The following is a 25,146-nucleotide window of genomic DNA, read 5'->3' on the forward strand; positions in this document are numbered from 1 at the left end:
CGGCCGATAGGATGGAAGGGCGGATCGGCCGCGTCAGCGGGGCTCGGAGTAGCGCTCGGCGATGGCGTCGAGGAACGCGCCGCCCAGCCGCTCCACGTCGTCGAATGTGAGCGTCAGATGCTGCCCGACCGGGCTCGCCAGCACCGATCGCGCCCGGTCGTACATGATCGGCGGCTGCTCGCGGAGGACGCCGTCGGCGAGGATCGCCTCGACCACGAGCACGAGCTCGGTGAGCGGATTCGTGTCCTCCCCCGCGACGCTGCGCACCCGATGGATGAACCAGCGGTCGAGCGCGAGCAGGATCCCCTCTGACGCCCGTCGCTCCCCGATCGTGTGCACGTCGCGGGCTGCGCGAAGCGTCTCCTCGAACCATTCCCGCGCGCGGGCCTGCTCCTCGTCCCTGAAGGTGCGTCTGCCCAGCATGCGCCGAAGCTATCACCGCGGCCGCGTAAAGTGGTCGTGGGCCTATAGCTCAGTCGGTAGAGCAGCGGACTTTTAATCCGTAGGTCGAGGGTTCGAGCCCCTCTGGGCCCACCCCCGCACGAGAGGAGCACCGTGACCGCCGATCGTCTCTTCACCAAGCCCCGCCGCGCGGGCGACGATCCCCGGGGCGAGGCCGCGGGACTGCGGTGGCTGGCCGCAGTCGGCGGCGGTGCGCGCATCGCTCGCGTGATGGACGTCGACGACGATCGGCTCGTGCTGGAGTCGATCGTCGAGGTCGCTCCCTCCGCCACGGCAGCGCGGGCATTCGGCGCGGCCCTGGCCCGCACGCATGCCGCCGGTGCCGGATGGTGGGGCTGTCCGCCCGACGGATGGCCGGGGTCGGCGACCATGGGGCGCTCGCGGACGCCGCTCGTCCTCGACTCCGCCGCTGCTCCCCCGACGTGGGGCGCGTTCTACGCCGAGCACCGCGTCGAGGTGTTCGCCCGCCGGCTGCACGCGGACGGCATCATCGACGCCGACGAGGCGCGCGTCTTCGACCGGCTCTGCCAGCGCCTGCGAGAGGGCGCCCTCGACCATCCGCAACCGGCCTTCGTCTCGGCCGCCGGCCATCCTGTCGCGCGAGTGCACGGTGACATGTGGGCGGGCAACGTGCTGTACGACGGGGGCCCCACCGGGGCTGCCCTCATCGACCCGCTCGCGCACGGCGGTCATGCCGAGACCGACCTCGCAACGCTCGCGGTGTTCGGGTTCCCGCACCTGGCGGAGGTGTACGCCGGCTATGACGAGGCCTCTGAACTCGCCGACGGGTGGCGCGAGCGCGTGGAGCTGCATCAGCTGGGGATCGTCATCATGCACGCGCACCTCTTCCGGGGCGGCTACACGCGCTCCGCGCTGCGGCTCGCGGGCCGGTATCTCTGAGGCCGGTGCCTCTGGGGACCTTGCCTCCCCTACCCTGGCGGCATGGGCGACAAGCTCGACGTGCGCCGGGAGCTCGACGCGTACCGCGCTCGGCAGGGCGTCTTCCGCGCCGTCACGGTCCCCGAGATGGCGTATCTGGCCGTCGACGGCAGCGGTGATCCGAACACGTCGCCGGCGTTCGCGGCGGCGGTCGAGACGCTGTACCCCGTCGCGTACGCGCTCAAGTTCGGCCTGCGCGACGAGACCGGCGTCGACGTCGTCGTGCCGCCGCTCGAGGGGCTCTGGCACGCCGACGATCCCGCGGTCTTCACCACGGCGCGGGACAAGTCGGCATGGGCGTGGACGCTGCTCATCCACACCCCCGGCCCCGTGGAGGCCAGTGCTGTCGAGCGTGCGGTCGCCCGGGCCGCGGCGAAGCGCCCGCCTCGGATCGATGCACTGCGGTGGATGTCGCTGGCCGAGGGTCGCTGTGTGCAGACGCTGCACGTGGGGTCGTTCGACGACGAGGGGCCTGTCCTCGAGCGGATGCACCGCGAGGCGATCCGCGAGCAGGGGCTGCGGATGGCCGGCGCGCATCACGAGATCTACCTCAGCGACTTCCGCCGCGTCCCCGTCGAGCGCCGGCGGACCATCCTGCGTCAACCGGTGGCAGCGTGACTCAGACGACCTCCGCCCCCGCGCGAACGAGCTCGGCGAGAGAGTCCTCGGACGGCTCGGGGGCGACCCCTGCGACGAGGTCGGAGAGCACGCGCACGTGCTGCCCGTACCGGAGCGCGTCGAGGGCGGTGGCGCGGACGCAGTGATCCGTCGCGATCCCGACGATGTCGACCGACTCGATACCGTGCTCGGCGAGCAGGTCCATGACGGTGCCACCACCATCCGTCGTGCCCTCGAACATGGAGTACGCCGCTCGCCCCTGCCCTTTCTTCACGTGGTGCGTGATCGGCGCGGTGTCGAGCCCCGGATCGTACTCGGCGCCCGTCGTGTCCGCCACGCAGTGCACGGGCCAGGTGTCGACGAAGTCCGGAACGCCGCTGGCGAAGTGACCGCCGTTGTCGCCGGTGGCGTCGTGCCAGTCCCTCGAGGCGATGATCGCGGTGTAGTCGGCCGCATGCGCGGCCAGGTGGCGGGTGATGCCCTCGGCCACCGCGTGGCCGCCGGACACTCCGAGGGCGCCGCCCTCGGTGAAGTCGTTCTGCACGTCGACGATGAGAAGCGCTCGGGTCATGCCCCGAGCGTAGACGCCCAGAGCCTCAGGCCTCCAGCTGCCCCGCGAACGGTCGGAGGGCGTCGCGGAGCGCGCCCAGCTGCGCGGCGTCCAGGCCGACGCGCGCCATGATCTGCTGCGGCACGGCCAGCGCCCGCTCTCGCAGCGCCGCCCCGTCCTCGGTCAGGCCGATCTCCAGGCGCCGCTCATCGCGGGGGCTGCGCTCGCGGCGCACCAGACCCTGTCGCTCCAGGCGCTTCACCAGCGGCGACGCCGTGGCCGGCTCGAGCGCGAGGGCCGCGGCGATCTCACGGAGTGTCCGCGGCGATTCCTCCCACAGCGCCAGCATGACGAGGTATTGCGGATGCGTGAGTCCGAGCGGCTCCAGCACGGGCCGGTAGATCGACACGACGTTGCGGGCGGCGGTGACGATCGCGAAGCAGAGCTGGTTGTCCAGCTTCAGGAGGGCGTCTGGATCGGTCACCCGTCCACCTTACCGCCGCAATTATTAGTACACTAACGATTATGGGACGAGCAGCCGACCGGAAGCCCCTGCGCGCGCGCATCCGCGAAGCGGGCGGGTTCTATCAGTGGTTCAACACCACGCTCATCGGCCTCGCCGGCCCGGCCCAGGTGGGCGAGGGGCGCGGCACGCCCTGCCACCGCTGCGGCGCCTTCAAGGCCGAGCACCGCCTGATCGAGGGCGAGCTGCACTGCCCCACCCCCTGATCGCCGTCAGCGGAGGGCGACGAGCACGAGCTGCGTGACGCTCGAGATGATGCCGAGGGCGGCGAACGCGACCGCCCCCCAGCCCAGCAGACGCGGCAGCGGCGAGTGCTGCTGCAGGCGCACGGAGCCCGGACGCCGGGGGTTCGTGAAGACATCGACCTCGTCGGCATCGCCCGCCGCCCGTCGAACCTCGGGCGTGAGCAGCGCGTGGCCCACCTCGTGCCCGGCCGAGAACCAGCGGATGGCCGGAGGCTCCGCTTCCGGGAGCACGAACGCGCGGACGGGCACCCAGGTGCCGTCGGCCATCCGGGCGACGATCGCCGCGAGACCGAGCACGATCGCGGCGCCCAGGCCGATCCACGAGAAGATCTCGGTGATCGCGCCGATCACGTGGCTGGCGTCCATGGGGCTCTCGTTCCTGGGGCGTCCCGTGTCCGCGGATGCCGCGTCTTCCCGGGGCTCCCAGCCTACGCGACCGCCACTCGCCGCCCGTGCGGAGGCTCAGAAGGTCAGGACCACCGACCGCAACTGGGCCTACGAGGGCATCGCGATGTACGCCCCCGCCTCGGGCCCGACTGTGCCCGACCTGCGCGCCCCGAAGCCGCCGCTCGCCGACGGCTGGAACTGCCCCGCGGGCTACCCGATCAAGGGCAACCGGTCGAGCTCGGGCGAGTGGATCTACCACGTGCCCGGCGGGGAGTTCTACGACCGGACGAACCCCGAGGAGTGCTTCGCGACGCAGCAGGACGCTCGCGACGCCGGCTATCGCGCCTCGAAACGCTGACCGCTCGCCCGCCCGCCGGCGCCCCGCCCCGGGGCGCCGGCTAGACGGCGAAGCCCGCGTCGAGCTCCGAGTAGGGCTCGAACGGCTTGGTGAGATCGCCGTCGTCCCGCGGTTCGTCCGGCACCTCCTCCACCTCGAAGGCGAGCGGGACCCCGGGCGAGACGAGGATGGCCAGCTCGCGGTTGCCGTAGAGAGTGACGGTGACGACCTCCCCGCCCTTGTGGAGAGCGTCGACTGCGGCGGCCTGGATGGTCTCGATGTCCTGCCCCTGTGCGAGGGGGTAGGACGTGTCATTGACGGTGAGCGTGATGCGCTGCATGGGTTCCTCCAGACCCCAGGTAAACATCGCACCGATCTCGGGGGAACCCCTTGCCATCTGGACGAACCTGAGCCATGGCGGGGTCGGCGGACACGGGAAAAGGCCCGGTCGGATGTGCATCGGACCGGGCCTTCTTCGGAGCCACCTGTCGGAATCGAACCGACGACCTATTCATTACGAGTGAATCGCTCTGCCGACTGAGCTAAGGTGGCGATTTCGCACCGCGCGAGCGGCACGAGAACCAAGCATACCGGTTCGGAAGGCGCGCCGCGAACCGGCACGGCCATCCGGGCGTTTCGCCGCCGACCGCCTCCTGCTCAGGAGCAGACGAGGCCGTCCTCCGGCACCGTCCCCGCCACGAGGAAGCTCTCGACGGCCTCGTTCACGCAGTCGCTGGAGCCGTTGTAGGCGGTGTGCCCCTCCCCCTCGTGCGTGAGCAGTACGCCCGACTCGAGCTGGTCGGCCAGTGCCTCGGCCCACTCGTAGGGAGTCGCGGGGTCTCCGGTGGTGCCGATGACGAGGATGGGCGCGGCCCCCGACGCCGCGATCTCCTCCCGCGTGCCGGTCGGCGGGTACGGCCAGTGCTCGCACACGGAGGCCCCGGACCAGTAGGGGGCGACCGTGGGCGCCTCCTCCGCGATGCGGCGCTCGGTCTCCTCGACCGCCTCCTCGGGATCCTCCGGATAGTCCATGCAGTTGTAGGCGTTGAACGCCTCGGTGGAGTTGTCGGCGTATCCCCCGCTCTCGCGTCCGTTGTAGAAGTCTGCGAGGAAGAACGCCGCGGTCGGGTCCCCCTCCAGCGCTCCGGTGAGGGCCTCGGTGAGGTACGGCCAGTTCCCCTCGTTGTAGAGGGCCGCGATGATGGCGGTCATCAGGCTGTCGGCGCCGAGCTCGCGGCCGTCCTGCGCGGGCAGCGGAGCGGCGTCGACCGCGGAGAGCAGCGCCCCGAGATCCTGCATCGCGTCGTCGGCGATCCCCGCGAAGGGGCACGCCGATCCCGTGTCGCCCGCGACGCAGGCGCCCATGTACGTCTTCAGCGCCGCCTCGAAGCCGATGGCCTGGGCGACGCCCACCTCCTCGCCGGACGCCGCCGGGTCGATCGCGCCATCCAGCACGAGGCGGCCGACGCGGTCGGGGAAGTCCTTCGCGTAGGTCGCGCCGAGGAAGGTGCCGTAGGAGAAGCCCAGGTAGTCCAGCTCGCTCTCCCCGAGGACCGCGCGGAGGAGATCGAGGTCGTGCGCGGACTGCTCGGTGGTCACGAAGGGCAGGATGCCGCCGCTGTTCTCCTCGCACGCGTCGGCGAACGCCTTGGCGCGCTTCTCGAGGTCGGCCTCCCACTCCGCGGAGTCGCGCGCTCCCGCCGGGATGTCGTACAGGTACGAGTCCATCTCAGGGGCGTCGAAGCAGCGGACCGCCGTCGACTCCCCCACCCCGCGCGGGTCCCAGCCCACGACGTCGTAGCTCTCCTGCAGCGCGTCTCCGACGGAGAAGTCGATGCTGTCGCGGATGAACGACACCCCGCTGGCGCCCGGCCCGCCGGGGTTGGTCAGCAGCGACCCCTCGGCGTCGCCCGAGAGGGCGCGCTGGCGGATGACGGCGAGGTCGATCTCGCCGGCGTCCGGGTCGTCCCAGTCGAGCGGTGCGGTGACGGTCGTGCACTGGAAACCCTCGGCGCAGGCCTCCCACTCCAGGCGCTGGTCGTAGAACGGCAGCAGCTCGTCGGGCACCCCCTCGACCACCGGATCGGCGCCGGCGGTGGGCGCGGCTTGCGTGGTCGTGTCGGGATTCGCGGACAGGCAGCCCGACAGCGCGAGCGCGGCCGTGACGAGCCCGACGACGACGGCCGTGAGCCGCGTGCTCCGGGGATGGCGAGCGGTCATGGCTTCCTTCCGCTGACGATCGTGACGAGGAGGCTCTCGAGCGCGAGCGTGGGCTGCACGTTCTGCTCGAGCGCGTCGCGCGTCTCGGCGATGTGGTCGAGAACGACGAGCGTGCGCTGCGGCTTCCACGCGCTCGCGAGCGCGCGCAGGTCGTCGAGCAGCTCGAGGTTGATGAGCCCCTCCTCGCGGCCGAGCTGCAGGAGCACGATGTCGCGATACAGCGACTGCAGGTCGGTGAGCACCCTGTCGATGCCGTCGCGGAGGCTGCGGGTGGCGCGCTTGCGCTGCTCGTCCTCCAGGGCGGTGATCTGCGAGCGCACCGCCGGGGGGATGCGCGCGCCTTCGACCACGCCGACCGTCCGAAGGAGGGAGGCGCGCTCGGCCTCGTCGCGCTCGGCCGTCAGCGCCTTCGCGTCGTCACCCGCAGCCTGCACGATCTCCCCGGCGACCTCCACGACGTCGCCGATGCCCCGCACGCGCAGGACCGCGCGCAGCGTCTCGTCGCGCCGACGGCGCGACGCGGGGTCGGTGGCGAGCCGCTGCGCCATCCCGATGTGGCGCTGCGCATGACGCGCCGCCTGCTCCGCCGTCGCCGCATCCACGCCCGTGCGCGCCTGGATGAGAGCGGCCACGTCCGCCACTTCGGGCTCGCGCAGCCGCAGCAGCCGCACGCGCGAGCGGATGGTCGGAAGCAGGTCGGCGTCGCTGGGCGCGCAGAGCACCCAGATCGTCTCCGGTGGCGGCTCCTCGAGGGCCTTGAGGAGCACATTCGAGGTGCGCTCGGTCATCCGGTCGGCGTCCTCGACGACGATGACGCGGTAGCGGCCGGTGGACGGCGAGAAGTAGGAGCGCTCGACGAGCGAGCGCGCCTGCGCGATGGTGATGATGACGCCCTCGGTGCGCAGCGCCGTGAGGTCGGGATGCGTGCCGGCGAGCACCTGCCGCATCGTCGCGGCGTCATCGGGGCCCGACGCGATGAGCGCCGCGGCGAAGGCGCGCGCAAGGGTCGAGCGGCCGGAGCCGGGAGGGCCCGTGATGAGCCAGGCGTGCGAGAGCGCGGCCGTGCCGGACGCGGCCGTCTGCAGGATCTCGACGGCCTGGTCCTGCCCCCACACATCGCTCCAAGGGGGGGCGGGCGCGACGAGCGAGGTCATACCGCCAGCCTAATCACGGCCTCCGACAGCACTCGTCACCTCAGATCCGCTCGGCCACACGCGCGCGGATAGCCTGAGCGAGGTCCTCGGGAGACCGACTCGCGTCGACGACGAGGAAGCGTGCCGGCTCCGTCGCCGCGAGCGCGAGGAACGACTCCCGCACCCGGCGGTGGAAGTCCTCCTTCTCGGCTTCGAGGCGGTCGAAGGGCTTGCCGGCCGCATCCAGCCGAGCGCGCGCGGCCCGCGGTTCGAGATCGAGCAGCACCGTGACGTCGGGCAGCGCGCCCTCCGCCGCCCAGAGCGACAGCCCTCGGACCTCGTCTGCGTCGAGCACCCGGCCGGCGCCCTGGTACGCGACCGAGGAGTCCAGATAGCGGTCCTGGATCACGACGTCGCCGCGCGCGAGCGCGGGTCGGACGACCGTCTGCACGTGGTGGGCGCGGTCGGCGGCGTACAGGAGGGCCTCAGCCCGAGGGGCGATGTCGCCGCGGTGATGCAGGACGATGTCGCGGATGAGCTGCCCGACCTCGCTCCCGCCCGGCTCGCGGGTTCGGACGACCGCACGGCCGCTCTGCTCCAGCCACTGCTGAAGCAGAGCCGCCTGCGTCGTCTTGCCGACGCCGTCGCCGCCCTCGAAGGTGACCCAGAGGCCCGGCGCCACCGTCACTTCTTCTTCGCGGCCGGTTTGCGCGCGGTCGTGGTCTTGCGCGTGGTCGTCCGCTTCTTGACCGGGCCCTTGGCGCGCTTGTCCGCCAGCAGCTGCTTGGCGCGCTCGAAGTCGACCTCGTCGACCGTCTCGCCCCGCGGGATGGTCGCGTTCGTCTCACCGTCGGTGACGTACGGTCCGAAGCGGCCGTCCTTCACGCGGATCGGCTTGCCGCTGACGGGGTCGTTGTCGAACTCCTTGAGCGCGCTCGACGCGCGCTTGGCGCCGTACTTCGGCTGCTTGTACAGCTCCAGCGCCTGCTCGAGCGTGATGTCGAAGATCTGGCTCTCGCTCTCGAGCGAGCGCGAGTCGGAGCCCTTCTTCAGGTACGGCCCGAAGCGGCCGTTCTGCGCGGTGATCTCGTCGCCGGTCTCCGGGTCGGCGCCGACCACGCGCGGCAGCGACAGCAGGCGCAGCGCGGTGTCGAGGTCGACCGACTCCGGCGTCATGCTCTTGAACAGCGACGCCGTGCGGGGCTTCGGAGCCGCGGCCTTCTTCGTACCGCGCTTCTTGGGCGCCTCCTCGACCACCTCGCCGGTGGCGGGATCGGCGTCCTCGGCGGAGGGCGGGTCCTGCTCCTGCACGTAGGGGCCGTACCGGCCGTCCTTCACGACGACGATCTTGCCGTTCTCGGGGTTCTCGCCGAGCACGCGGTCGCTCACGACCGGGGCGTCGATGAGCTCCTGCGCTTTCGCGGGGGTGAGCTCGTCGGGGGCGAGGTCCTCGGGGACGTTGACGATCCGCGGCTTCTCGTCGGGGTGCGCCGGGTCGACGACCTCGAGGTACGGGCCGTACTTGCCCACGCGCAGCGTGGCGGTCTCCGTGATCGGCATCGAGTTGATGGCCCGCGCGTCGATCTCGCCGAGGTTGTCCACGATGTTGCGGAGGCCGGGGTGCCCCTCGCCGCCGAAGTAGAAGGACTTCAGCCAGTCCACTCGGCGCTGTTCGCCGCGTGCGATCGCATCGAGGTCGTCCTCGAGCTCAGCGGTGAAGTCGTAGTCCACGAGCTCGGCGAAGTGGTCCTCGAGCAGGCGGATGACGCTGAACGCGATCCAGGTGGGCACGAGCGCCTGACCGCGCTTGACGACGTAGCCGCGGTCGAGGATGACGCCGATGATGCTCGCGAACGTGGAGGGGCGGCCGATGCCGCGCTCCTCCAGCGCCTTCACGAGGCTGGCCTCGGTGTACCGGGGCTTCGGCGTGGTCTCGTGGCCCTTCGCGTTCGCCTCGCGCAGTGCGAGCAGGTCGCCCTCGGCGACCTTCGGGAGCGACTGCTCCTTGGCCTCGTCGGCGTCGCCGCGCTTCTCGTCGCGGCCCTCCTCATAGGCCTCGAGGAAGCCCTTGAACGTGTACACCGTGCCCGAGGCCGTGAACTCGACCTTGGCGCCGTCGGCGTCCGTCTCCAGCGTGACCGTGGTCGTCTCGAACTTCGCGTCGGACATCTGGCTCGCGATGGTGCGCTTCCAGATGAGGTCGTACATGCGCTGCTCGTCGCGGCCCAGCTGGCCCGAGACCTCGCTGGGCGTCCGGAAGCGGTCGCCGGAGGGGCGGATGGCCTCGTGCGCCTCCTGCGCGTTCTTGCTCTTCGAGGCGTACGAGCGGGGCTTCAGCGGCACGGCCTGCTCGCCATAGAGGCCCACGGCCTGCTCGCGCGCGGCGCTGATCGCCTGCGCGCTGAGGTTCGTCGAGTCGGTGCGCATATAGGTTATGTAGCCGCGCTCGTAGAGGCTCTGCGCGACCGACATGGTGATCTTCGCCGACATGCCGAGCTTGCGCCCCGCCTCCTGCTGCAGCGTGGAGGTCGTGAACGGGGCCGAGGGGCGCCGGGTGCCGGGCTTCGCCTCGACCTTGGTCACGCGCGCGGAACCGGCCGCGTCGATGGCGGCGGAGAGCTTCCGCGCGGCGTCCTCGTCGAGCACGACGACCGCGCGCTTGAGCTCGCCCTTGTCGTCGAAGTCGCGGCCGGTCGCCAGCGGCGAGCCGTCCATCCGCACGAGGCGCACGGCGAACGCCTCGGCGTCGCGGGCGGCCGTCGCCTCGATGCCCCAGTACGAGGCCGAGACGAAGGCCATGCGCTCGCGCTCGCGGTCGACCACCATGCGCGTGGCGGCGGACTGCACGCGGCCGGCACTCAGCGCACTGCCGGAGCTGCCCGAGCCGATCTTGCGCCACAGCACGGGCGAGACGTCCCACCCGTAGAGCCGGTCGAGGATGCGGCGGGTTTCCTGCGCGTCGACGAGCGCGAGGTCGAGCTCGCGGGTCCTGTCGACCGCCGCACGGATGGCGTCGGGCGTGATCTCGTGGAAGACCATGCGCTTGACGGGGATCTTCGGCTTCAGCGTCTCCAGGAGGTGCCAGGCGATGGCCTCGCCCTCGCGGTCCTCATCGGTGGCGAGCAGGAGCTCGGAGGCCTCCTTCACCGCGCGCTTGAGCTCGGAGACGGTCTTCGTCTTGCGGTCGCTCACGACGTAGTACGGCTCGAAGCCGTGCTCGATGTCGATCGAGTACTTGCCGTACGCCTCGCGATCCTTCTCGGGGATGTCGCGCTTGTCGGCGAGGTCGCGGATGTGCCCGACCGAGCTCAGCACCTCGTATCCGTCGCCGAGATAGCCCTGAATAGAGCGCATCTTCGTCGGAGACTCGACGATGACGAGAGTCTTGCCGGCCGGGGCCTTGCCCGCTGCCGTCTTGCCTGATGCCAAGGGGCGTCCTTTCCTCGAAGCACACCATACACAGCGCGCACCGACGGAACTCTCAGAGGAGAGGGTCGCTGCTCACGACGGCGGCGGCCCGGCTCGGGCGGCGGCCACCACGGCGAATCCGCCGAATTCGGAGCGGACGGAGACCGTTGCGATGAGACCGTCCACGCTACAGGACGCCACCTCCGCCCCCGCAGCCGCCGCGACAACGCCGGCGAGCGCGCAGGGGTCTCCGGGCACGGCGCCGCTCAGTCCGTCGGCCGCGGCGAGCGCGGCGGCGTCGGCCGTGCCCGCCAGGCGCTGGCTCTCGGCGGCGGCGGCGCCCGCGGCCGAGAGCCCCAGCACGAGCAGTCCGGCGGCGGCGATGACGCCCGCTCCGATCGCGGATCCGGCCATCAGAGCCCGCCCGCGAGCGCGCAGCTGGACGCGGAGAGCGGGAGCGCGGCGCCGCCCAGCCGCACCGTCACGGCGACCGTGGCGCAGACGAGATCACCCTCGTGCGCCACGGACAGCCTGCCGTCCACGGCGGCGGCGACTCCAGCCGCCCTGTTCTGACCCTCTCCTCGGGCGAGGAGGCGCGCGGCGTCGGCGGCCGCATCCTGCAGCTGCACCTGCCGCGCGCTCGCGCCGAGACCGGCGACTCCGAGCGCGACGACGAGGAGGACGGCGGGCAGTGCGACGGCGAGCTCCGCTGCGACCGCGCCACGGTCGTCGAGCCGCGGAAGACGCCGCCGCACCGCCTTGCGCATCAGGGCACCGTGAGGGCGCGGCGCACGAGGTCGGTGAGGATCTGCTGCACCTCCCCCGAGCGCATGATCATCACCAGCATGCCGGCGAACGCGACGGCGGCCATCGTGACGATCGCGTACTCGGCGGTCGAGGCACCGGTGTCGTCGTCGAGCAGCGCGACGAGCCGCGACGGGGTTCCAGGTCTCTCGGTCATGTGCTCCTTCTTTCTCTGTGGGGTTCTCCGGCGGGATGGGTGTTCAGCCGCCGAGGGCGGGCAGCGGCGTCGAGCGGAGGACGCTGAGCATCATCGGCGCCACGCCGAGACACAGGAACGCGGGAAGCGTGCAGACGCCGAGGGGCAGCAGCAGCCGCGACCCGAGCCGCGCGGCGCGCATCCGCCCCCGCACCCGGGCGTCATGTCGGTCATGCGCGGCCGACGCGCGCAGCAACTCGACGGCGGGCACGCCGGCGGAGCGAGACAGCGCCAGGACGGGAGCGATCCCGTCATCGCCGCGCGGGCCGCCCGGCGCCTCGTCGACGAGACGCCGCGCGCGCTCCGCGGAGACGCCGCCCGCGAGGCCGATGGCGACGAGCTCGGCGGTCATGCCCGGTGTGCCGGGCGGCGGCTGAGCCGCTCGCACCAGCCGCGCCGTCCAGACGCGGGCGAGGATGAGAAGCGATGCCCCCGCGCCCAGGCAGGCGAGCCCGATCGGGTCGCGGAAGAGCACGCCGAGCGTGTCGAAGCCGAGCGCAGCGCCGATGAGCAGGCCGAAGAGCGGCAGCCATCCCATCAGGCGCGCCGTGCCGGCCGGCTCGGCGAGGGCGACACGCACGTCGTCTCCGCTCTCATGTGCGTCGCGCAGCGCGCCCGCCATGGCGCGCAGGCTCTCGGCCAGCGGCGCGCCGACCGCGATCGACACCTCCCAGGCGGCCGCGACGTCGCGCCATGCGCTTGCCAGCCGCGCCTCGGCAGGGCTCCTCCCTCCGGTCGCCTGGGCCTCGATGGCCTCGACGAGGGGCACGCCGCTCGCGGCGCGCGCGACGATCGCCTCTGCGTCTCGATCTCCGGCCTCCCCGAGGTGCCGCCAGGCCGAGGCGGGCGCGGCTCCCGCCTGCAGCAGCACGGCCAGCCGCAGCACGGTCTCCGCCACCGCGGCCGTGCGGTCCTCGCCCCGCTTCAGCGCCACGGCTCGACCTCCTCGATGCCCAGGCGCTGGCCCGACTCGCGGAAGCGCCCGACCCGGGCGAGACGGCGATGCCCCGCGCGGTCGCGCTCCAGATGCAGGACGAAGGCGATCGCGCTCTCCACCTGCCGCGCGACCGCGTGGTCGTCCATCCCGGCCAGCGCGCCGAGCGCCTCCAGCCGGGCGGGCACGTCGTCGAGGCCGGAGGCGTGCAGCGTTCCCGCGCCGCCGTCGTGTCCGGTGTTCAGCGCGGTGAGGAGCTCGCGCACCTCCTCCCCTCGGCATTCGCCCACCACGATGCGGTCGGGTCGCATCCGCAGGGATTCGCGGACGAGCCGCGCGAGGCCGATCTCCCCGACGCCCTCGAGGTTCGGCTGCCGGACCTCGAGGGCGATCTGATGGGGATGGGCGATGCGGAGCTCGGCGACGTCCTCGATCGTGACGATGCGCTCGTTGGCCGGCGCGTGCGACAGCATGGCCGCGAGCAGCGTGGTCTTGCCCGTGCCTGCGGCCCCGGTCACCAGCACGTTCCGACGCGCATGGACGACCTCGATGAGCCAGTCCCGCACCTCCGCGGCGAACGTGCCGCCGCGGCAGAGGTCGGCGAGGTCTGCGTGGGCGAGTCGAGGGATGCGGATGGACAGCGCTGTGCCTCCGGAGCTCACGGGCGGCAGCACCGCGTGGATGCGCAGACCGCCCGTGAGGCGCACGTCCACGCACGGCGTCGCCTCGTCGATGTGCCGCCCGCCCCGCGCGATGAGTGCGGTCGCGAGATCGCGCACCTCGCGCTCGGATGCACGCCAGCTCGTCTCCCGCTCCGGCCCGGAGCCCCGGTCCACGAACAGTCCCGCCGTCCCGTTGACGAAGAGATCGGTGACCCCGCCGTCGGCGAGGTACGGCGCGAGCGGACCCAGGTCCGCCCGCGCCGCCTGGTCGTCCCGGTGCGGGCTCTCCGCGCGTTCGTCCGCGGCGCGGCGGGGGCGTCCGCGCGGCTGGACGATGAAGGGGACGGCCATGCTCCGACGCTACGAAGACCACTGTCTCGAGAACGGCCGCTCTGACCATCCGTGGAGAACCGCGCGGCGACACGCCGCCTGGGCACACGACGAGCCCCCGACTTTCGGCGGTACCGACCCCCTGCCGGCCGACGTACATTCGTGGGGACGGCGTGATCGCCGTCGCCGCGTCGTCGCGGCCCGAGAGACCGTCCGCGAAGGAGCGATCGAATGTCCAGCCAGATCGACCACCTGTTCACCGAGAGCCGGCGCTTCGCGCCGTCCCCCGAGTTCGCCGCGCAGGCCGTGGCCGGCGCCGACCTGTACGAGCGCGCGAAGGCAGACCGCGAGGGTTTCTGGGGCGAGCAGGCGCGGGAGCTGCTGCACTGGGAGAAGCCGTTCACGCAGGTGCTCGACTGGTCGACGCCGCCGTTCGCGAAGTGGTTCGCCGACGGCGAGCTGAACGTCGCCTACAACTGCCTCGACCGGCACGTGGAGGCCGGGAACGGCGACCGCGTGGCGCTGCTGTGGGAGGGCGAGCCGGGCGACAGCCGCCGCATGACCTATGCGGAGCTCACGGACGAGGTCAAGCGCCTCGCGAACGTGCTCACCGACCTCGGCATCGAAGCCGGCGACCGGGTCGCGATCTATCTGCCGATGATCCCCGAGGCGATCGCCGCGATGCTCGCCGTCGCCCGCATCGGCGCCATCCACTCCGTGGTCTTCGGCGGATTCAGCGCCGACAGCCTGCGGTCGCGCATCGACGACGCCGGCGCGAAGCTCGTCATCACCGCCGACGGCGGCTACCGCAAGGGCAAGGTCTCGCCGCTGAAGCCGGCCGTCGACCAGGCGCTCGCCGACCGCGGCGACGGCGCGCAGCTCACGGTAGAGCACGTGCTCGTCGTGCGCCGCGGCGAGAACGACGTGGAGTGGACGGATGGGCGGGACCTCTGGTGGCACGAGGCCGTGTCCGCCGCCTCCGCCGAACACGTCGCGCGGGCGTTCCCCGCGGAGAACCCGCTCTACATCCTCTACACCTCGGGCACGACCGGGAAGCCGAAGGGCATCCTCCACACCTCGGGCGGCTACCTCACCCAGGCCGCGTACACCCACCGCAACGTGTTCGACCTCCACCCGGAGACCGACGTCTACTGGTGCACCGCCGACATCGGCTGGGTGACCGGGCACACCTACGTGACGTACGGCCCGCTCGCCAACGGCGCCACGCAGGTGCTCTACGAGGGGACGCCCGAGTTCCCCCACCCCGGCCGCTGGTGGGACATCGTCGAGAAGTACGGCGTGACCATCCTCTACACCGCGCCCACGGCCATCCGCGGATTCATGAAGCAGGGCCGGGTCATCCCGCAGCAGCACGATCTGTCGAGCCTGCGCGTGCTCGGGTCGGTCGGCGAGCCCATCAACCCCGAGGCGTGGGTCTGGTACCGCGACGTCATCGGCGGTGGGAAGACGCCCATCGTCGACACGTGGTGGCAGACGGAGACCGGCGCGATCATGGTGTCGGCCCTGCCGGGCGTGACCCAGACGAAGCCGGGCAGCGCGCAGGTGCCGCTCCCCGGCATCTCCATCGACGTGGTCGATGAGAAGGCCGAGCACGTCGGCAACGGCAACGGCGGCCTGCTCGTCGTCACCGAGCCCTGGCCCAGCATGCTGCGCGGCATCTGGGGCGACCCCGAGCGCTATCGCGAGACGTACTGGGAGAAGTTCCAGGACCAGGGCTACTACTTCGCCGGGGATGGCGCACGCCTGGACGAGGACGGCGACGTCTGGTTGCTGGGCCGGGTCGACGACGTCATGAACGTCTCCGGGCATCGGCTCTCCACGGCGGAGATCGAGTCGGCCCTCGTCGCACACGAGGCGACGGCGGAGGCGGCGGTCGTGGGCGCCTCGGACGAGACGACGGGCCAGGCTGTGGTCGCCTTCGTCATCCTCAAGGAGAGCTACCTCACGCAGCACGGTCCGGATGGGCTCGCGAACCAGCTGCGCGCGTGGGTCGGCGAGCAGATCGGCCCGATCGCCCGCCCGCGCGACGTCTACATCGTGGGCGAGCTCCCGAAGACCCGCTCCGGCAAGATCATGCGTCGACTCCTCCGCGACGTGGCCGAAGGCCGCGAGATCGGCGACACGCAGACCCTCGCCGACACCGCCGTGATGAGCGTGATCTCCGCGCAGGTGCGCTGAGAATCCGGGCGCTCTGCGCCTGGACGTCGAGCGAGCGCAGCGAGACGAAACGCCGCGAGCCGACCCTGGGGCTGTTTCCCGGATCGGCTCGCGGCGTTTCGTCTTCCTCGCTGGCGCTCGGTCGCTCGACGTCCGAGGAGGTGGCTCACTCGAAGAGGAAGGCCACCTCGACCTCGACGGGCGAGTCCAGCGGCAGCACGGGCACGCCCACCGCCGAGCGGGAGTGGCGCCCGGCCTCGCCGAAGATCTCGCCGAGCACCTCGCTCGTGCCGTTGATCACCCCGGGCTGCCCGGTGAAGGCCGGGTCGGAGGCGACGAAGCCGGTGACCTTGAGCACGCCGGTCAGCCGGTCGACGCCGCCCACCGCATCTGCCGCGGCGGCCAGCGCGTTCAGCGCGCACGTGCGCGCGAGGCCCTTCGCGTCCTCCGACGAGACGCCGGCGCCGACCTTGCCCGTCTGCGGCAGAGCGCCGGCGACCATGGGCAGCTGCCCCGAGGTCTGCACGACATCGCCGTGCACCTTGGCCGGGATGTAGGCCGCGACCGGCGCGACGACGGCCGGCAGCTCGATGCCGAGCTCGGCCAGGCGCGCGGAGACCGTCACTGCGCGCCGCCCTCGAACTGGCGGGCCGCCTCGGCTGCGGCGCCGAGGCCGGCGTTCGCCGGGCCTGCCTCGGTGAGGGGGCGCTTGAGATAGGCGACCAGACCGCCCTCGGGGCCCTGGACGACCTGCACGAGCTCCCACCCCTGCTTGCCCCAGTTGTTGAGGATGGCGGCGGTGTTGTGGATGAGAAGCGGTGTGGTGAGGTACTCCCACGTGGTCATGGAACTCCTGTCGTCGAGGCCGAGACGGCACTGAGAATGCGGCGCGAGAGCGCCGCGAACGGCGGGATGCTCAGGGAACTCCCCTACGATCAGCCTATGCCCGGAGTGAAAAAGACTGCGAGCGGTGTGCTCGGCGGGATGCTCGGCCTCGTCGGCCTGAGCGCCATCGCCGGTGTGCTCGTCACCGCCACCGTCACCCCCGCGATCGCCGTCGCCGGCTCTGCCGCGTCCAGCGCGATCACGATGTTCGACAAGCTTCCCGCGTATCTCGAGGTGGATACGCCCATGCTGCCGACCACGATCTATGCGAAGGGTCTGGACGGCGAGGACTTCGCCCTCACGTCCTTCTACGACCAGAACCGCATCCCCCTCGACTACGAGGACGTCACGCAGACGATGTACGACGCGATCCTCTCCAGCGAGGACCCGCGCTACTACGAGCACGGCGGCGTCGACCTCATCGGCACCACGCGCGCGCTGCTCAGCAACCTGCAGAGCGGGTCGAACGGGCAGGGCGGCTCGTCGATCAGCCAGCAGTACGTCAAGAACGTGCTCATCCAGAAGTGCGAGCAGGAGGCCCCGTTCGGCTCCGAGGAGCAGCAGGCCTGCTACTACGAGGCCACCGAGGCGGATGGCGCCGAGGGCTACGAGCGCAAGCTCCAGGAGATGCGGTACGCGATCTCCATCGAGCAGGAGTACTCGAAGGACGAGATCCTCATCGGGTACCTCAACATCGCCAACTTCGGCGGCTCCACCTACGGCATCGAGGCGGCAGCGGAGTACTACTTCAGCACGACCGCGGCGAAGCTGACGCTCAACCAGGCGGCCACGCTCGCCGGCATGGTGCAGAACCCGAACCGCTACCGCATCGACCTGCCTGACGGCTCGTACGTCGACGGGGACGGCGTCGCCCGCAATGGCGCCGAGGACGGCTACGCCTCGACGAAGCAGCGCCGCGACTACGTTCTGGGACGACTCCTCGAAGACGGCAAGATCACGCAGGAGCAGCACGACGCCGCCGTCGAGGAGCCGATCGAGCCCAAGATCAATCCGCGTGAGACCGGCTGCGAGGCTGCGGGCGGCTCGGCCTACTTCTGCAAGTACGTCCAGGAGACGATCCTCAACGACCCCGCCTTCGGCGAGGAGAAGGCGGACCGCTGGGAGACCCTGCGCCGCGGCGGCCTCGACGTCTACACCACCCTCGACTTCAACATCCAGATGCCCGCCGAGGAGGCGATGAAGGCCACGGCCGCCTCGCACATCGACGGCATGGAGTTCGGCGCCGCCGCCGTGACCATCGAGCCCAGCACCGGCAAGATCCTCGCGATGGCGCAGAACACCAACTTCTCCGAGGACGAGGCGGTCGTCACGAGCCAGCCCGGGTACTCCTCGCTCGTCTATGCGGCCGACAACGCGCACGGTTCGTCCAGCGGATTCCCGGTCGGCTCGACCTACAAGCTCTTCACCCTCATCGACTGGCTCGAGAACGGCCGTTCGATCAACGAGGTGCTGAACGCGAACAACCGAGTCTTCCAGTGGACGTGCGACGGTGCACCGCAGTCCAACAGCACCAAGATCGGCAACTTCGGCAACAGCGGCGGCTACACCGGCACGATCTCGAACTTCACGCGCGACTCGCTGAACTCCGGCTTCCTCGCGATGGCCGAGCAGCTGGACGTGTGCGAGATCAACGGGGTCGCGGAGCGCTTCGGCGTCACCCTCGGCAACGGCGGCTCCGTGACCGAGAATCCGGCTCTCTACGATGTGCTCGGCTCGAAGGCCATCGCTCCCCTCTCGATGGCGTCGGCCTACGCGACCATCGCCAACAACGGCGTGCGCTGCACCCCGCACGCCATCGACCACATCACCGACGTGAACGGCGAGGAGGTGCCGGTTCCCGAGACGGGCTGCGAGCCCGTCGTCGAGGCGAACATCGCGGCCACCGCCGCTGCGGCGCTGAAGACCGTCATGGCGAGCGGCGGCACCGGCTCGCGGGCCAACCCGGGAGACGGCACCGAGCTCATCGGCAAGACCGGCACGCACGAGAACATCTCGACCATGATGATCGAGTCCTCGACGGCGGCCACCACCGCCGTCTGGGTGGGCAACAGCCGCGGGACCACCGACCTCCGCACCGTGTGGAGCAATGGGATCAACGGCAACGATGTGCGCTACGAGCTCGCCCGGCCCATCCAGGCGGCGGCGAACCAGTACTACCCCGGCGCGGCGTTCCAGACGCCCGACTCGAACCTCACGCGTCGGATCCTCGTCGACCTGCCCGATGTGACGGGCATGTCCGTCGAGGAGGCGACCGACGTCCTCCGTGGCAAGGGCTTCGGCGTGACGGTGGGAGACACCGTCTCCGGCGACCAGCCGAAGGGCACCATCCAGCGTCAGGACCCGGGCGCGGGTCAGGCCGCCGGCGGCGCCAACGTCACGATCTTCCCGAGCGACGGCAAGGCCTCGGCCGTCCCCGACGTGTCGGGGATGTCGGTGAAGGCCGCGTTCGCGGCCATCACCGGCGCCGGCTTCTCGAACGTCGAGCGCGGCAGCTGCGAGACGAAGGCGAACGCGGGCGACGGCAAGGCCACCTCGACCGACCCCGAAGCCGGCGCGGTCGCGTCGCCCGACACGACCATCCGCGTGAACTACGCGGCGAAGTCCTGCGGTGACGACGAGGACGAGAAGGACGACGACTGATGCCGGCAGCACGGGCCGGTCTCACGGCCCTCGGCGCCCTTGCGGGCGCCGGGGCCGCGGCCGCCGTCTGGGGCATCGGCATCGAGCGCCACCTCTACACCGTCCGCCACCACACCGTGCGCGTGCTGGAGGCGGGGGCGAACCCGATCCGCATCCTGCACGTCTCCGACGCGCACATGGCCCCCTGGCAGCGCGGCAAGCAGGCGTGGATGGCGCGGCTCGCGTCGCTGCGGCCCGACCTCGTCGTGAACACGGGCGACAATCTCGGGCACCCCGAGGGCCTCGACGGCATCCGTCGCGCCTTCGCCGCCTTCCGCGGCGTCCCGGGCGTCTTCGTGCACGGGTCGAACGACCTGTACGAGCCGTCGCCGCGAAACCCGTTGCGGTACATCACCGGCCCCTCCCAGCGCCGCCAGTCCGCGCCCCCGCTCGACACCGACGCGCTGGACACCTTCTTCGCCGACGAGCTGGGCTGGACCGGACTGAACAACGCCGCCCGCACCCTCGAGGTCCACGGCACGCCGGTCAACGTGTTCGGCGTGAACGACGCGCACCACCGTCTCGACGACCTCGACGCGCTCCCCGGCCTCGTGTCGACCCTGCCGGAGGCGCCGCTCACGCTCGGCGTCACGCACGCGCCGTACCAGCGGGTGCTGAACCGCTTCGCCGACGTCGGAGCGGATGTCATCCTCGCCGGGCACACGCACGGCGGCCAGGTGCGGGTGCCGTTCTACGGGGCTCTCGTGTCGAACTGCGACCTCCCCACCCGGCAGGCTCGCGGGCTCTCCACGTGGACGCACGACGGCCGCACGGTGCCGCTGAACGTCAGCGCCGGACTCGGCCACTCCATCTACTCCCCCGTGCGCTTCGCGTGCCCGCCCGAGGTCTCGCTCCTCACGCTGGCGCCGCGCGGCCGGTGACCGCGCCGCTCCCGGGGACACGCCGATTCGGCGGACGGCTCCGCATCGGGTAGAGTAGACGGGTTGCCACGGGGTGTGGCGCAGCTTGGTAGCGCGCGTCGTTCGGGACGACGAGGCCGCAGGTTCAAATCCTGTCACCCCGACCAGCACGAGAAGAGGGACCCGCGAGAGCGGGTCCCTCTTCTGCTTCCCGCCCGCTCCTCCGGATGGCTCATGCGCGTCGCGTAGGCTGGTGCGGTTCGCGCCCTTCCGCCATCCGGAGAGTCATGCCTGCCATCCCCCGCCTCGTCGCCTTCGATCTCGACGACACCCTCGCCCCCTCGAAGTCGCCCATCGAGCCGCGCATCGGGGAGCTGCTCATCGCCCTCGCCGAGCGCGTCGAGGTGGCCGTGATCTCCGGCGGGCAGATCCAGCAGTTCCGCAGCCAGGTCGTCGACCGCCTTCCCGCCTCCGACGCCGTCGCGCACATCCATCTGCTGCCCACCTGCGGCACGCAGTACTTCCGGCACGAGGGCGGCGAGTTCACCGCCGTGTACGCGCGTGAGCTGACCGACGACGAGAAGCACCGCGCCCTCGCCGCCGTCGAGGAGGAGGCCAAGCGCCTGGGCTACTGGGAGACCGAGACCTGGGGACCCATCCTCGAGGACCGCGGCTCGCAGATCACCTTCTCCGCCCTCGGCCAGGCCGCTCCCGTCGACATCAAGAGGGCGTGGGACCCCACCAGCGAGAAGAAGTCCGCCCTCCGCGACGCCGTCGCCGCCCGCATCCCCGACCTCGAGGTCCGCTCCGGCGGCTCCACCTCCGTCGACATCACCCGCAAGGGCATCGACAAGGCCTACGGCATGCGGCAGCTGTCGGAGGAGACCGGCATCGACCTCGACGACATGCTCTTCTACGGCGACCGCCTCGACACCGACGGCAACGACTACCCCGTCCTCGCGATGGGCGTCTCCTGCGTCTCGGTGACCGGCTGGGAGGACACCGCGGCCAAGCTCGACGAGCTCATCCCCACCCTCCCCACGCGCGACTGACGCCGCGGAACACGAGAACGGCTCCCGGAGATCCTCCGGGAGCCGTTCTCGTGCCTGCGGGCCGTCAGCCGGCGTAGCCGCGCGGGTTCTTCTGCTGCCAGGCCCAGACGCTCGTCGTCATGTCGTCGATGCCGAACCGCGCCTTCCAGCCCAGCTCGCGCTCCGCCTGCGAGGGATCGCAGTAGGTCGCGGCGAGGTCGCCGGGGCGGCGCGGTGCGATGGCCTTCGGCAGCTCGCGCCCGACGGCCTTCTCGAACGACGCGATGAGCTCGAGCACGCTGACGGGGCGGCCGGTGCCGAGGTTGTAGCTCTTCAGGCCGGGCTCGGCCTTCTCGAGCGCCGCGACGTGACCCTCCGCGAGGTCGACGACGTGGATGTAGTCGCGCAGGCCCGTGCCGTCCGGGGTGTCGTAGTCGTCGCCGAAGACGTTGATCTCCGGGAGCGAGCCGACCGCGACGCGCGCGACGAAGGGCATGAGGTTGTTCGGGATGCCCTGCGGGTCCTCGCCGATGAGGCCGGACTCGTGCGCGCCCACCGGGTTGAAGTAGCGCAGCAGCGTGACGTTGAGTTCGGGGTTCACCCGCTGCACATCGGCGAGGATGACCTCGTTGATGAGCTTGCTCTTCGAGTACGGGTTCGACAGCTCGACGAGGTCGCGCGTGGCGCTCTCCGCGAAGGGCAGGTCGGCGGGGTTCGAGTAGACCGTCCCGGTCGAGGAGAACACGAACGAGCGGATGCCGTGGGCGAGCCCCACGCGCAGGAGCGCGAACGTGGAGTCGAGGTTGTTCGCGTAGTACTGCAGCGGCTTCTGCGTCGACTCGCCGACGGCCTTGTGCGCGGCGAAGTGGATGATGGCCTCGAAGGGGCCGTGCGCGGCGAACGCACCCTCCACCACCTCGTCGTCGGCCGCGTCGCCGACGACCAGCGTCACCGGCGTGCCCGTGATCTGCTGCAGCCGATCGGCCACCACGTCGCTGGTGTTGTCGAGGTTGTCGAGCAGCACGACCTCATGACCGGCCTCGAGAAGCGCCACCGCGGTGTGCGCACCGATGTATCCGGCTCCGCCGGCAAGGAGAACTCGCATGCTCTCAGCGTAGGCCGCGCTCATGTTGACGTCAACATGCTCACGCCGGCGTGAGCACTCCCGCAGACTCATGGAGATAGCAGACGCCGCAAAGCGACTCGTACGTCACGAAGTGCTCGTCGCGGACGGGTGCGCCCTCCGCGTCGATGGCCACCTGGTCGCCGTCGAACACGAAGCGCCCCGCGATCCTCCGCCCGTTGAAGAGCGCCTTCCTGCCGCACCGGCAGATCGTCTTCAGCTCCTCGAGGGCGTGCGCGATCTCGAGGAGACGGCGGGACCCGGGGAATGCCTGCGTGCGGAAGTCGGTGCGGATGCCGTAGGCCATCACCGGCACGTCCTCGAGCACGGCGATGCGGAACACCTGGTCGACCTGAGCCGGCGTGAGGAACTGCGCCTCGTCGATGAGGAGGCAGGCGACGTCGGTCGCGCGGCCGCCGGGGATGAGCGCATCCGCGGCGGATCGCCGCACGTTCTCCCGGTGCCGGGCGAAGAGCTCCCCCGCGTCGTCGCCCGCTCCGATGAGGAAGTCGACCTGCCGGGTCATGCCGAGGCGCGATGCGACCTGGTCGGCGCCCTTGGTGTCGATGGCGGGCTTCGCGAGCAGCACCGCCTGCCCCCGCTCCTCGTAGTTGTAGGCGGCCTGGAGGAGCGCCGTGGACTTCCCCGAGTTCATCGCGCCGTAGCGGAAGTAGAGTTTGGCCACCGGAAGAGTGTAATCCGCGTCGTCTCAGCGGCCGGCGAGAAGCGGGAACACGTGCTCGCGATTGAGGGGCGCCTCGGTCGCGTCGTCGATCGCCGCGGCAGGCAGCACCCAGCGCGCCTCGTCGATCTCCGCCTGCACCGCAGGGGTCACCTCGGCGCGCGAGGTGAAAACGGTCGCCAGCAGGGCGTGCCCCGCCTCGTTGGCGGCGCGCGAGGTGAACGTGCCGAGCAGGTTCAGCTGCGCGGGGGCGACGTCGACTCCGAGCTCCTCCCGCACCTCGCGGATGGCCGTGTCCACGCCGCTCTCCCCCGCCTCGGGCTTGCCGCCGGGAAGCATGAACGCGGACGTGCCGCGCTTGCGCACGGTCAGCACCCGGCCATCCGCACGCAGGAAGGCGATCGCGGCGACCGTGATCAGCGGGCCGGAGGCCGCCTCCGGCGCAGCCCTCACGCGGCGATGCGGAGCGCCTCGGCGGTGCGGTCCGTCACCGATCGCGCCTTCTCGGGGTCGACGTTGAGCGTCTCGCCGTAGGTGGGGATCAGCTGCTTCAGCTGCGGCTCCCACGCGGGCATCCGGTCGGCGAAGCACGCCTTCAGCACGTCGAGCATGATGGTCGCGCCCGTGGACGCTCCCGGCGAGGCTCCCAGCAGACCGGCGATCGAGCCATCCGCCGCCGAGACCACCTCGGTGCCGAACTGGAGCTTGCCGCCCTTCATGACCTGGGCGCGCTGCCCGGCCTGGATGAGCTCCCAGTCCTCGCCCTTCGCGGTGGGCACGAACTCGCGCAGGCTGTCGATCTTCTTCGCGCGGCTCTTCAGCAGCTCGCCGACGAGGTACTTCACGAGATCGAGGTTCGTCGCGCCGACCTTGAGCATCGACCCGATGTTGTGCGGGCGCACCTGCGAGACGATGTCGAGCCACGAGCCCTTCTTGAGGAACTTCGGGCTGAACGTCGCGAACGGGCCGAACATCAGCGAGCCCTCGCCGTCGACCATGCGGGTGTCGAGGTGCGGCACCGACATCGGCGGTGCCCCGACGGCCGCCTGCGAGTAGACCTTGGCCTGGTGCTTCTTCACGAGCGCGGGGTTGCTCGTCTTGAGGAACTGGCCGCCGATCGGGAAGACGCCGTAGCCGCGGATCTCGCGGATCCCGGCCTTCTGCAGGAGCTTGATCGCCCAGCCGCCGGCGCCGACGAAGACGAAACGGGCCGAGATCTTGCCCGGAGTCCTGCCCACGCGGTTGCGGTAGCTGACCTCCCAGGTGCCGTCCTTCTTCTTCTTGAGGTTCTTCACCTCGTGGTTGAGGAGCACCTCCGCCCCGCCGTCACGCAGGTGGTCGAAGAGCTGGCGGGTGAGCGAGCCGAAGTCGACGTCGGTGCCCGCCGGCACACGCGTGGCGGCGAAGGGCTCGTCGGCCTTGGGCCGCTTCTCCATGAGCAGCGGCGCCCACTGATGGATGACGCGGGAGTCGTCGGAGAACTCGATGCCCTCGAAGAGCGGCTGCGCACGGAGGGTCTCATAGCGGGCCTTGAGGTAGGCCACGTCCTTCTCGCCCCGCACGAACGTCATGTGCGGGGTGGTGCTGATGAACGTCGAGGGCTCGTCGAGGATGCCCTTCTCCACGAGCGCGGACCACAGCTGGCGACTCTGCTGGAACTGCTCGTTGATGGCGATCGCCTTGGAGGGATCCGACGCGTCGGGCATGTAGTTGAGCTCGCACAGGGCGGAGTGCCCGGTGCCCGCGTTGTTCCACGCGTTCGAGCTCTCCTGCGCGACCTCCCCGTCGCGCTCGAAGGCGACGATCTTCCAGTCGGGCTGCAGTTCCTTGAGGAGGGTGCCGAGCGTGGCGGACATGATCCCGCCGCCGATCAGCACGATATCGACGGTTTCACTCACTCGTCAATCCTATTCCCGTCTTTCGGGCACCCCTGACCATC

The 25,146-nt window shown here is 71.1% G+C and carries 28 protein-coding genes and 3 tRNA genes; 10 read left to right on the plus strand and 21 right to left on the minus strand.

Annotated features, from left to right (window positions below; translation table 11 throughout):
* Positions 1-33: 33 nt before the first annotated feature.
* Entirely contained in the window at positions 34-423 is a 390-nt protein-coding gene (locus QWJ90_RS03490; protein WP_290106204.1) for a hypothetical protein, read from the minus strand.
* A 38-nt stretch (positions 424-461) separates the two neighbouring features.
* Between QWJ90_RS03490 and QWJ90_RS03495 the strand changes: the two genes are divergently transcribed.
* From QWJ90_RS03495 to QWJ90_RS03505, 3 genes are all read left to right on the plus strand, one after another.
* A tRNA-Lys gene (locus tag QWJ90_RS03495) sits at positions 462-534 on the plus strand.
* Positions 535-555: 21 nt separating this feature from the next.
* Positions 556-1,362, plus strand: a complete 807-nt coding sequence (locus QWJ90_RS03500; RefSeq protein WP_290106205.1) for a fructosamine kinase family protein — start codon at positions 556-558, stop codon at positions 1,360-1,362.
* 42 nt (positions 1,363-1,404) lie between these two features.
* Positions 1,405-2,019, plus strand: a complete 615-nt coding sequence (locus QWJ90_RS03505) for a GyrI-like domain-containing protein (RefSeq protein ID WP_290106206.1) — start codon at positions 1,405-1,407, stop codon at positions 2,017-2,019.
* A 1-nt stretch (position 2,020) separates the two neighbouring features.
* Here QWJ90_RS03505 and QWJ90_RS03510 read toward each other — a convergent pair whose 3' ends face one another.
* Positions 2,021-2,590, minus strand: coding sequence for an isochorismatase family protein (locus QWJ90_RS03510; RefSeq protein WP_290106207.1), 570 nt, complete (start codon positions 2,588-2,590; stop codon positions 2,021-2,023).
* Positions 2,591-2,615: 25 nt separating this feature from the next.
* Positions 2,616-3,053 carry a MarR family winged helix-turn-helix transcriptional regulator gene (locus tag QWJ90_RS03515; RefSeq protein ID WP_290106208.1) on the minus strand — a complete coding sequence of 146 codons (438 nt, stop codon included), beginning with the start codon at positions 3,051-3,053 and terminating at the stop codon, positions 2,616-2,618.
* A gap of 41 nt (positions 3,054-3,094) precedes the next feature.
* Between QWJ90_RS03515 and QWJ90_RS03520 the strand changes: the two genes are divergently transcribed.
* The gene (locus QWJ90_RS03520) at positions 3,095-3,298 is read left to right on the plus strand and encodes a hypothetical protein (RefSeq protein ID WP_290106209.1); all 204 of its coding nucleotides are present in this window, start codon (positions 3,095-3,097) and stop codon (positions 3,296-3,298) included.
* A gap of 6 nt (positions 3,299-3,304) precedes the next feature.
* Here the strand turns inward: QWJ90_RS03520 and QWJ90_RS03525 are convergent, their stop codons facing one another.
* Positions 3,305-3,703, minus strand: coding sequence for a hypothetical protein (locus QWJ90_RS03525; protein WP_290106210.1), 399 nt, complete (start codon positions 3,701-3,703; stop codon positions 3,305-3,307).
* On the opposite strand from QWJ90_RS03525, the gene QWJ90_RS03530 reads away from it, so the two are divergent.
* On the plus strand, positions 3,672-4,082 hold the full coding sequence (locus QWJ90_RS03530; RefSeq protein WP_290106211.1) for a sunset domain-containing protein: 411 nt from the start codon (positions 3,672-3,674) through the stop codon (positions 4,080-4,082). The genes QWJ90_RS03525 and QWJ90_RS03530 overlap by 32 nt on opposite strands.
* Before the next feature lie 40 nt (positions 4,083-4,122).
* Here QWJ90_RS03530 and QWJ90_RS03535 read toward each other — a convergent pair whose 3' ends face one another.
* The 11 genes from QWJ90_RS03535 to QWJ90_RS03585 form a co-directional block, all read right to left on the minus strand.
* Positions 4,123-4,401 (minus strand): hypothetical protein, encoded by a 279-nt coding sequence (locus QWJ90_RS03535; protein ID WP_290106212.1) that lies wholly within the window; start codon positions 4,399-4,401, stop codon positions 4,123-4,125.
* A 139-nt stretch (positions 4,402-4,540) separates the two neighbouring features.
* Positions 4,541-4,613 (minus strand) — tRNA-Thr (locus QWJ90_RS03540).
* Positions 4,614-4,718: 105 nt separating this feature from the next.
* The gene (locus tag QWJ90_RS03545; protein WP_290106213.1) at positions 4,719-6,281 is read right to left on the minus strand and encodes an alpha/beta hydrolase; all 1,563 of its coding nucleotides are present in this window, start codon (positions 6,279-6,281) and stop codon (positions 4,719-4,721) included.
* A complete protein-coding gene (locus QWJ90_RS03550) occupies positions 6,278-7,435 on the minus strand; it encodes a DNA polymerase III subunit delta' (RefSeq protein WP_290106214.1) in 1,158 nt (385 codons plus the stop codon). Before QWJ90_RS03550 ends, QWJ90_RS03545 begins: the two co-directional genes overlap by 4 nt.
* Positions 7,436-7,475: 40 nt before the next feature.
* Positions 7,476-8,096 (minus strand): dTMP kinase, encoded by a 621-nt coding sequence (gene tmk, locus QWJ90_RS03555; protein WP_290106215.1) that lies wholly within the window; start codon positions 8,094-8,096, stop codon positions 7,476-7,478.
* A gap of 2 nt (positions 8,097-8,098) precedes the next feature.
* Positions 8,099-10,843 (minus strand): type I DNA topoisomerase, encoded by a 2,745-nt coding sequence (gene topA / locus QWJ90_RS03560; protein ID WP_290106216.1) that lies wholly within the window; start codon positions 10,841-10,843, stop codon positions 8,099-8,101.
* Positions 10,844-10,915: 72 nt separating this feature from the next.
* Complete coding sequence (locus tag QWJ90_RS03565; RefSeq protein ID WP_290106217.1) at positions 10,916-11,236, minus strand: helicase; 321 nt, start codon at positions 11,234-11,236, stop codon at positions 10,916-10,918.
* Positions 11,236-11,589, minus strand: a complete 354-nt coding sequence (locus QWJ90_RS03570; RefSeq protein WP_290106218.1) for a TadE family type IV pilus minor pilin — start codon at positions 11,587-11,589, stop codon at positions 11,236-11,238. Before QWJ90_RS03570 ends, QWJ90_RS03565 begins: the two co-directional genes overlap by 1 nt.
* Entirely contained in the window at positions 11,589-11,783 is a 195-nt protein-coding gene (locus QWJ90_RS03575; protein WP_290106219.1) for a DUF4244 domain-containing protein, read from the minus strand. The genes QWJ90_RS03570 and QWJ90_RS03575 overlap by 1 nt, the downstream gene beginning before the upstream one ends.
* Before the next feature lie 43 nt (positions 11,784-11,826).
* The gene (locus tag QWJ90_RS03580; RefSeq protein WP_290106220.1) at positions 11,827-12,756 is read right to left on the minus strand and encodes a type II secretion system F family protein; all 930 of its coding nucleotides are present in this window, start codon (positions 12,754-12,756) and stop codon (positions 11,827-11,829) included.
* Entirely contained in the window at positions 12,747-13,769 is a 1,023-nt protein-coding gene (locus QWJ90_RS03585; RefSeq protein WP_290106221.1) for a TadA family conjugal transfer-associated ATPase, read from the minus strand. The genes QWJ90_RS03580 and QWJ90_RS03585 overlap by 10 nt, the downstream gene beginning before the upstream one ends.
* A gap of 210 nt (positions 13,770-13,979) precedes the next feature.
* Here QWJ90_RS03585 and acs point away from each other — a divergent pair, with 210 nt between their 5' ends.
* The gene (gene acs, locus QWJ90_RS03590; RefSeq protein ID WP_290106222.1) at positions 13,980-15,947 is read left to right on the plus strand and encodes an acetate--CoA ligase; all 1,968 of its coding nucleotides are present in this window, start codon (positions 13,980-13,982) and stop codon (positions 15,945-15,947) included.
* A 145-nt stretch (positions 15,948-16,092) separates the two neighbouring features.
* On the opposite strand, the gene QWJ90_RS03595 is transcribed toward acs, so the two are convergent.
* Positions 16,093-16,551 carry a RidA family protein gene (locus QWJ90_RS03595; RefSeq protein ID WP_290106223.1) on the minus strand — a complete coding sequence of 153 codons (459 nt, stop codon included), beginning with the start codon at positions 16,549-16,551 and terminating at the stop codon, positions 16,093-16,095.
* The gene (locus QWJ90_RS03600; protein WP_290106224.1) at positions 16,548-16,772 is read right to left on the minus strand and encodes a hypothetical protein; all 225 of its coding nucleotides are present in this window, start codon (positions 16,770-16,772) and stop codon (positions 16,548-16,550) included. The genes QWJ90_RS03595 and QWJ90_RS03600 overlap by 4 nt, the downstream gene beginning before the upstream one ends.
* 96 nt (positions 16,773-16,868) lie before the next feature.
* On the opposite strand from QWJ90_RS03600, the gene QWJ90_RS03605 reads away from it, so the two are divergent.
* The 4 genes from QWJ90_RS03605 (at position 16,869) to QWJ90_RS03620 (ending at position 21,423) form a co-directional block, all read left to right on the plus strand.
* Positions 16,869-19,472, plus strand: coding sequence for a transglycosylase domain-containing protein (locus QWJ90_RS03605; protein WP_290106226.1), 2,604 nt, complete (start codon positions 16,869-16,871; stop codon positions 19,470-19,472).
* Positions 19,472-20,392: a metallophosphoesterase gene (locus QWJ90_RS03610; RefSeq protein ID WP_290106227.1), complete on the plus strand. Its 921-nt coding sequence runs from the start codon at positions 19,472-19,474 to the stop codon at positions 20,390-20,392. The genes QWJ90_RS03605 and QWJ90_RS03610 overlap by 1 nt, the downstream gene beginning before the upstream one ends.
* A 69-nt stretch (positions 20,393-20,461) precedes the next feature.
* A tRNA-Pro gene (locus QWJ90_RS03615) sits at positions 20,462-20,538 on the plus strand.
* 120 nt (positions 20,539-20,658) lie between these two features.
* Complete coding sequence (locus QWJ90_RS03620) at positions 20,659-21,423, plus strand: HAD-IIB family hydrolase (protein ID WP_290106228.1); 765 nt, start codon at positions 20,659-20,661, stop codon at positions 21,421-21,423.
* Between the two features lie 64 nt (positions 21,424-21,487).
* Here the strand turns inward: QWJ90_RS03620 and galE are convergent, their stop codons facing one another.
* The 4 genes from galE to mqo are packed head-to-tail and all read right to left on the minus strand — an operon-like array spanning position 21,488 to position 25,105.
* The gene (gene galE / locus QWJ90_RS03625; protein ID WP_290106229.1) at positions 21,488-22,507 is read right to left on the minus strand and encodes a UDP-glucose 4-epimerase GalE; all 1,020 of its coding nucleotides are present in this window, start codon (positions 22,505-22,507) and stop codon (positions 21,488-21,490) included.
* 40 nt (positions 22,508-22,547) lie between these two features.
* Positions 22,548-23,210, minus strand: a complete 663-nt coding sequence (locus tag QWJ90_RS03630) for a thymidine kinase (protein ID WP_290106230.1) — start codon at positions 23,208-23,210, stop codon at positions 22,548-22,550.
* A gap of 24 nt (positions 23,211-23,234) precedes the next feature.
* Positions 23,235-23,660, minus strand: a complete 426-nt coding sequence (locus QWJ90_RS03635; RefSeq protein ID WP_290106231.1) for an NUDIX hydrolase — start codon at positions 23,658-23,660, stop codon at positions 23,235-23,237.
* On the minus strand, positions 23,657-25,105 hold the full coding sequence (mqo, locus tag QWJ90_RS03640) for a malate dehydrogenase (quinone) (RefSeq protein WP_290106232.1): 1,449 nt from the start codon (positions 25,103-25,105) through the stop codon (positions 23,657-23,659). The genes QWJ90_RS03635 and mqo overlap by 4 nt, the downstream gene beginning before the upstream one ends.
* Positions 25,106-25,146 lie beyond the last annotated feature (41 nt).

It is taken from the genome of Microbacterium oryzae (genome assembly GCF_030406385.1).
Lineage (GTDB): Bacteria > Actinomycetota > Actinomycetes > Actinomycetales > Microbacteriaceae > Microbacterium > Microbacterium oryzae_A.

Bases quoted from the DNA above. Each gene is read 5' to 3' on its own strand.
- QWJ90_RS03570 (WP_290106218.1), bottom strand. From the start codon at position 11,589: ATGCGCAAGGCGGTGCGGCGGCGTCTTCCGCGGCTCGACGACCGTGGC.
- QWJ90_RS03575 (WP_290106219.1), bottom strand. From the start codon at position 11,783: ATGACCGAGAGACCTGGAACCCCGTCGCGGCTCGTCGCGCTGCTCGAC.
- QWJ90_RS03545 (WP_290106213.1), bottom strand. From the start codon at position 6,281: ATGACCGCTCGCCATCCCCGGAGCACGCGGCTCACGGCCGTCGTCGTC.
- QWJ90_RS03600 (WP_290106224.1), bottom strand. From the start codon at position 16,772: ATGACCACGTGGGAGTACCTCACCACACCGCTTCTCATCCACAACACC.
- QWJ90_RS03525 (WP_290106210.1), bottom strand. From the start codon at position 3,703: ATGGACGCCAGCCACGTGATCGGCGCGATCACCGAGATCTTCTCGTGG.
- QWJ90_RS03490 (WP_290106204.1), bottom strand. From the start codon at position 423: ATGCTGGGCAGACGCACCTTCAGGGACGAGGAGCAGGCCCGCGCGCGG.
- acs (WP_290106222.1), top strand. From the start codon at position 13,980: ATGTCCAGCCAGATCGACCACCTGTTCACCGAGAGCCGGCGCTTCGCG.
- QWJ90_RS03620 (WP_290106228.1), top strand. From the start codon at position 20,659: ATGCCTGCCATCCCCCGCCTCGTCGCCTTCGATCTCGACGACACCCTC.
- QWJ90_RS03505 (WP_290106206.1), top strand. From the start codon at position 1,405: ATGGGCGACAAGCTCGACGTGCGCCGGGAGCTCGACGCGTACCGCGCT.
- QWJ90_RS03535 (WP_290106212.1), bottom strand. From the start codon at position 4,401: ATGCAGCGCATCACGCTCACCGTCAATGACACGTCCTACCCCCTCGCA.
- QWJ90_RS03550 (WP_290106214.1), bottom strand. From the start codon at position 7,435: ATGACCTCGCTCGTCGCGCCCGCCCCCCCTTGGAGCGATGTGTGGGGG.
- QWJ90_RS03520 (WP_290106209.1), top strand. From the start codon at position 3,095: ATGGGACGAGCAGCCGACCGGAAGCCCCTGCGCGCGCGCATCCGCGAA.
- QWJ90_RS03565 (WP_290106217.1), bottom strand. From the start codon at position 11,236: ATGGCCGGATCCGCGATCGGAGCGGGCGTCATCGCCGCCGCCGGACTG.
- QWJ90_RS03610 (WP_290106227.1), top strand. From the start codon at position 19,472: ATGCCGGCAGCACGGGCCGGTCTCACGGCCCTCGGCGCCCTTGCGGGC.
- QWJ90_RS03605 (WP_290106226.1), top strand. From the start codon at position 16,869: ATGCCCGGAGTGAAAAAGACTGCGAGCGGTGTGCTCGGCGGGATGCTC.
- QWJ90_RS03510 (WP_290106207.1), bottom strand. From the start codon at position 2,590: ATGACCCGAGCGCTTCTCATCGTCGACGTGCAGAACGACTTCACCGAG.
- QWJ90_RS03585 (WP_290106221.1), bottom strand. From the start codon at position 13,769: ATGGCCGTCCCCTTCATCGTCCAGCCGCGCGGACGCCCCCGCCGCGCC.
- galE (WP_290106229.1), bottom strand. From the start codon at position 22,507: ATGCGAGTTCTCCTTGCCGGCGGAGCCGGATACATCGGTGCGCACACC.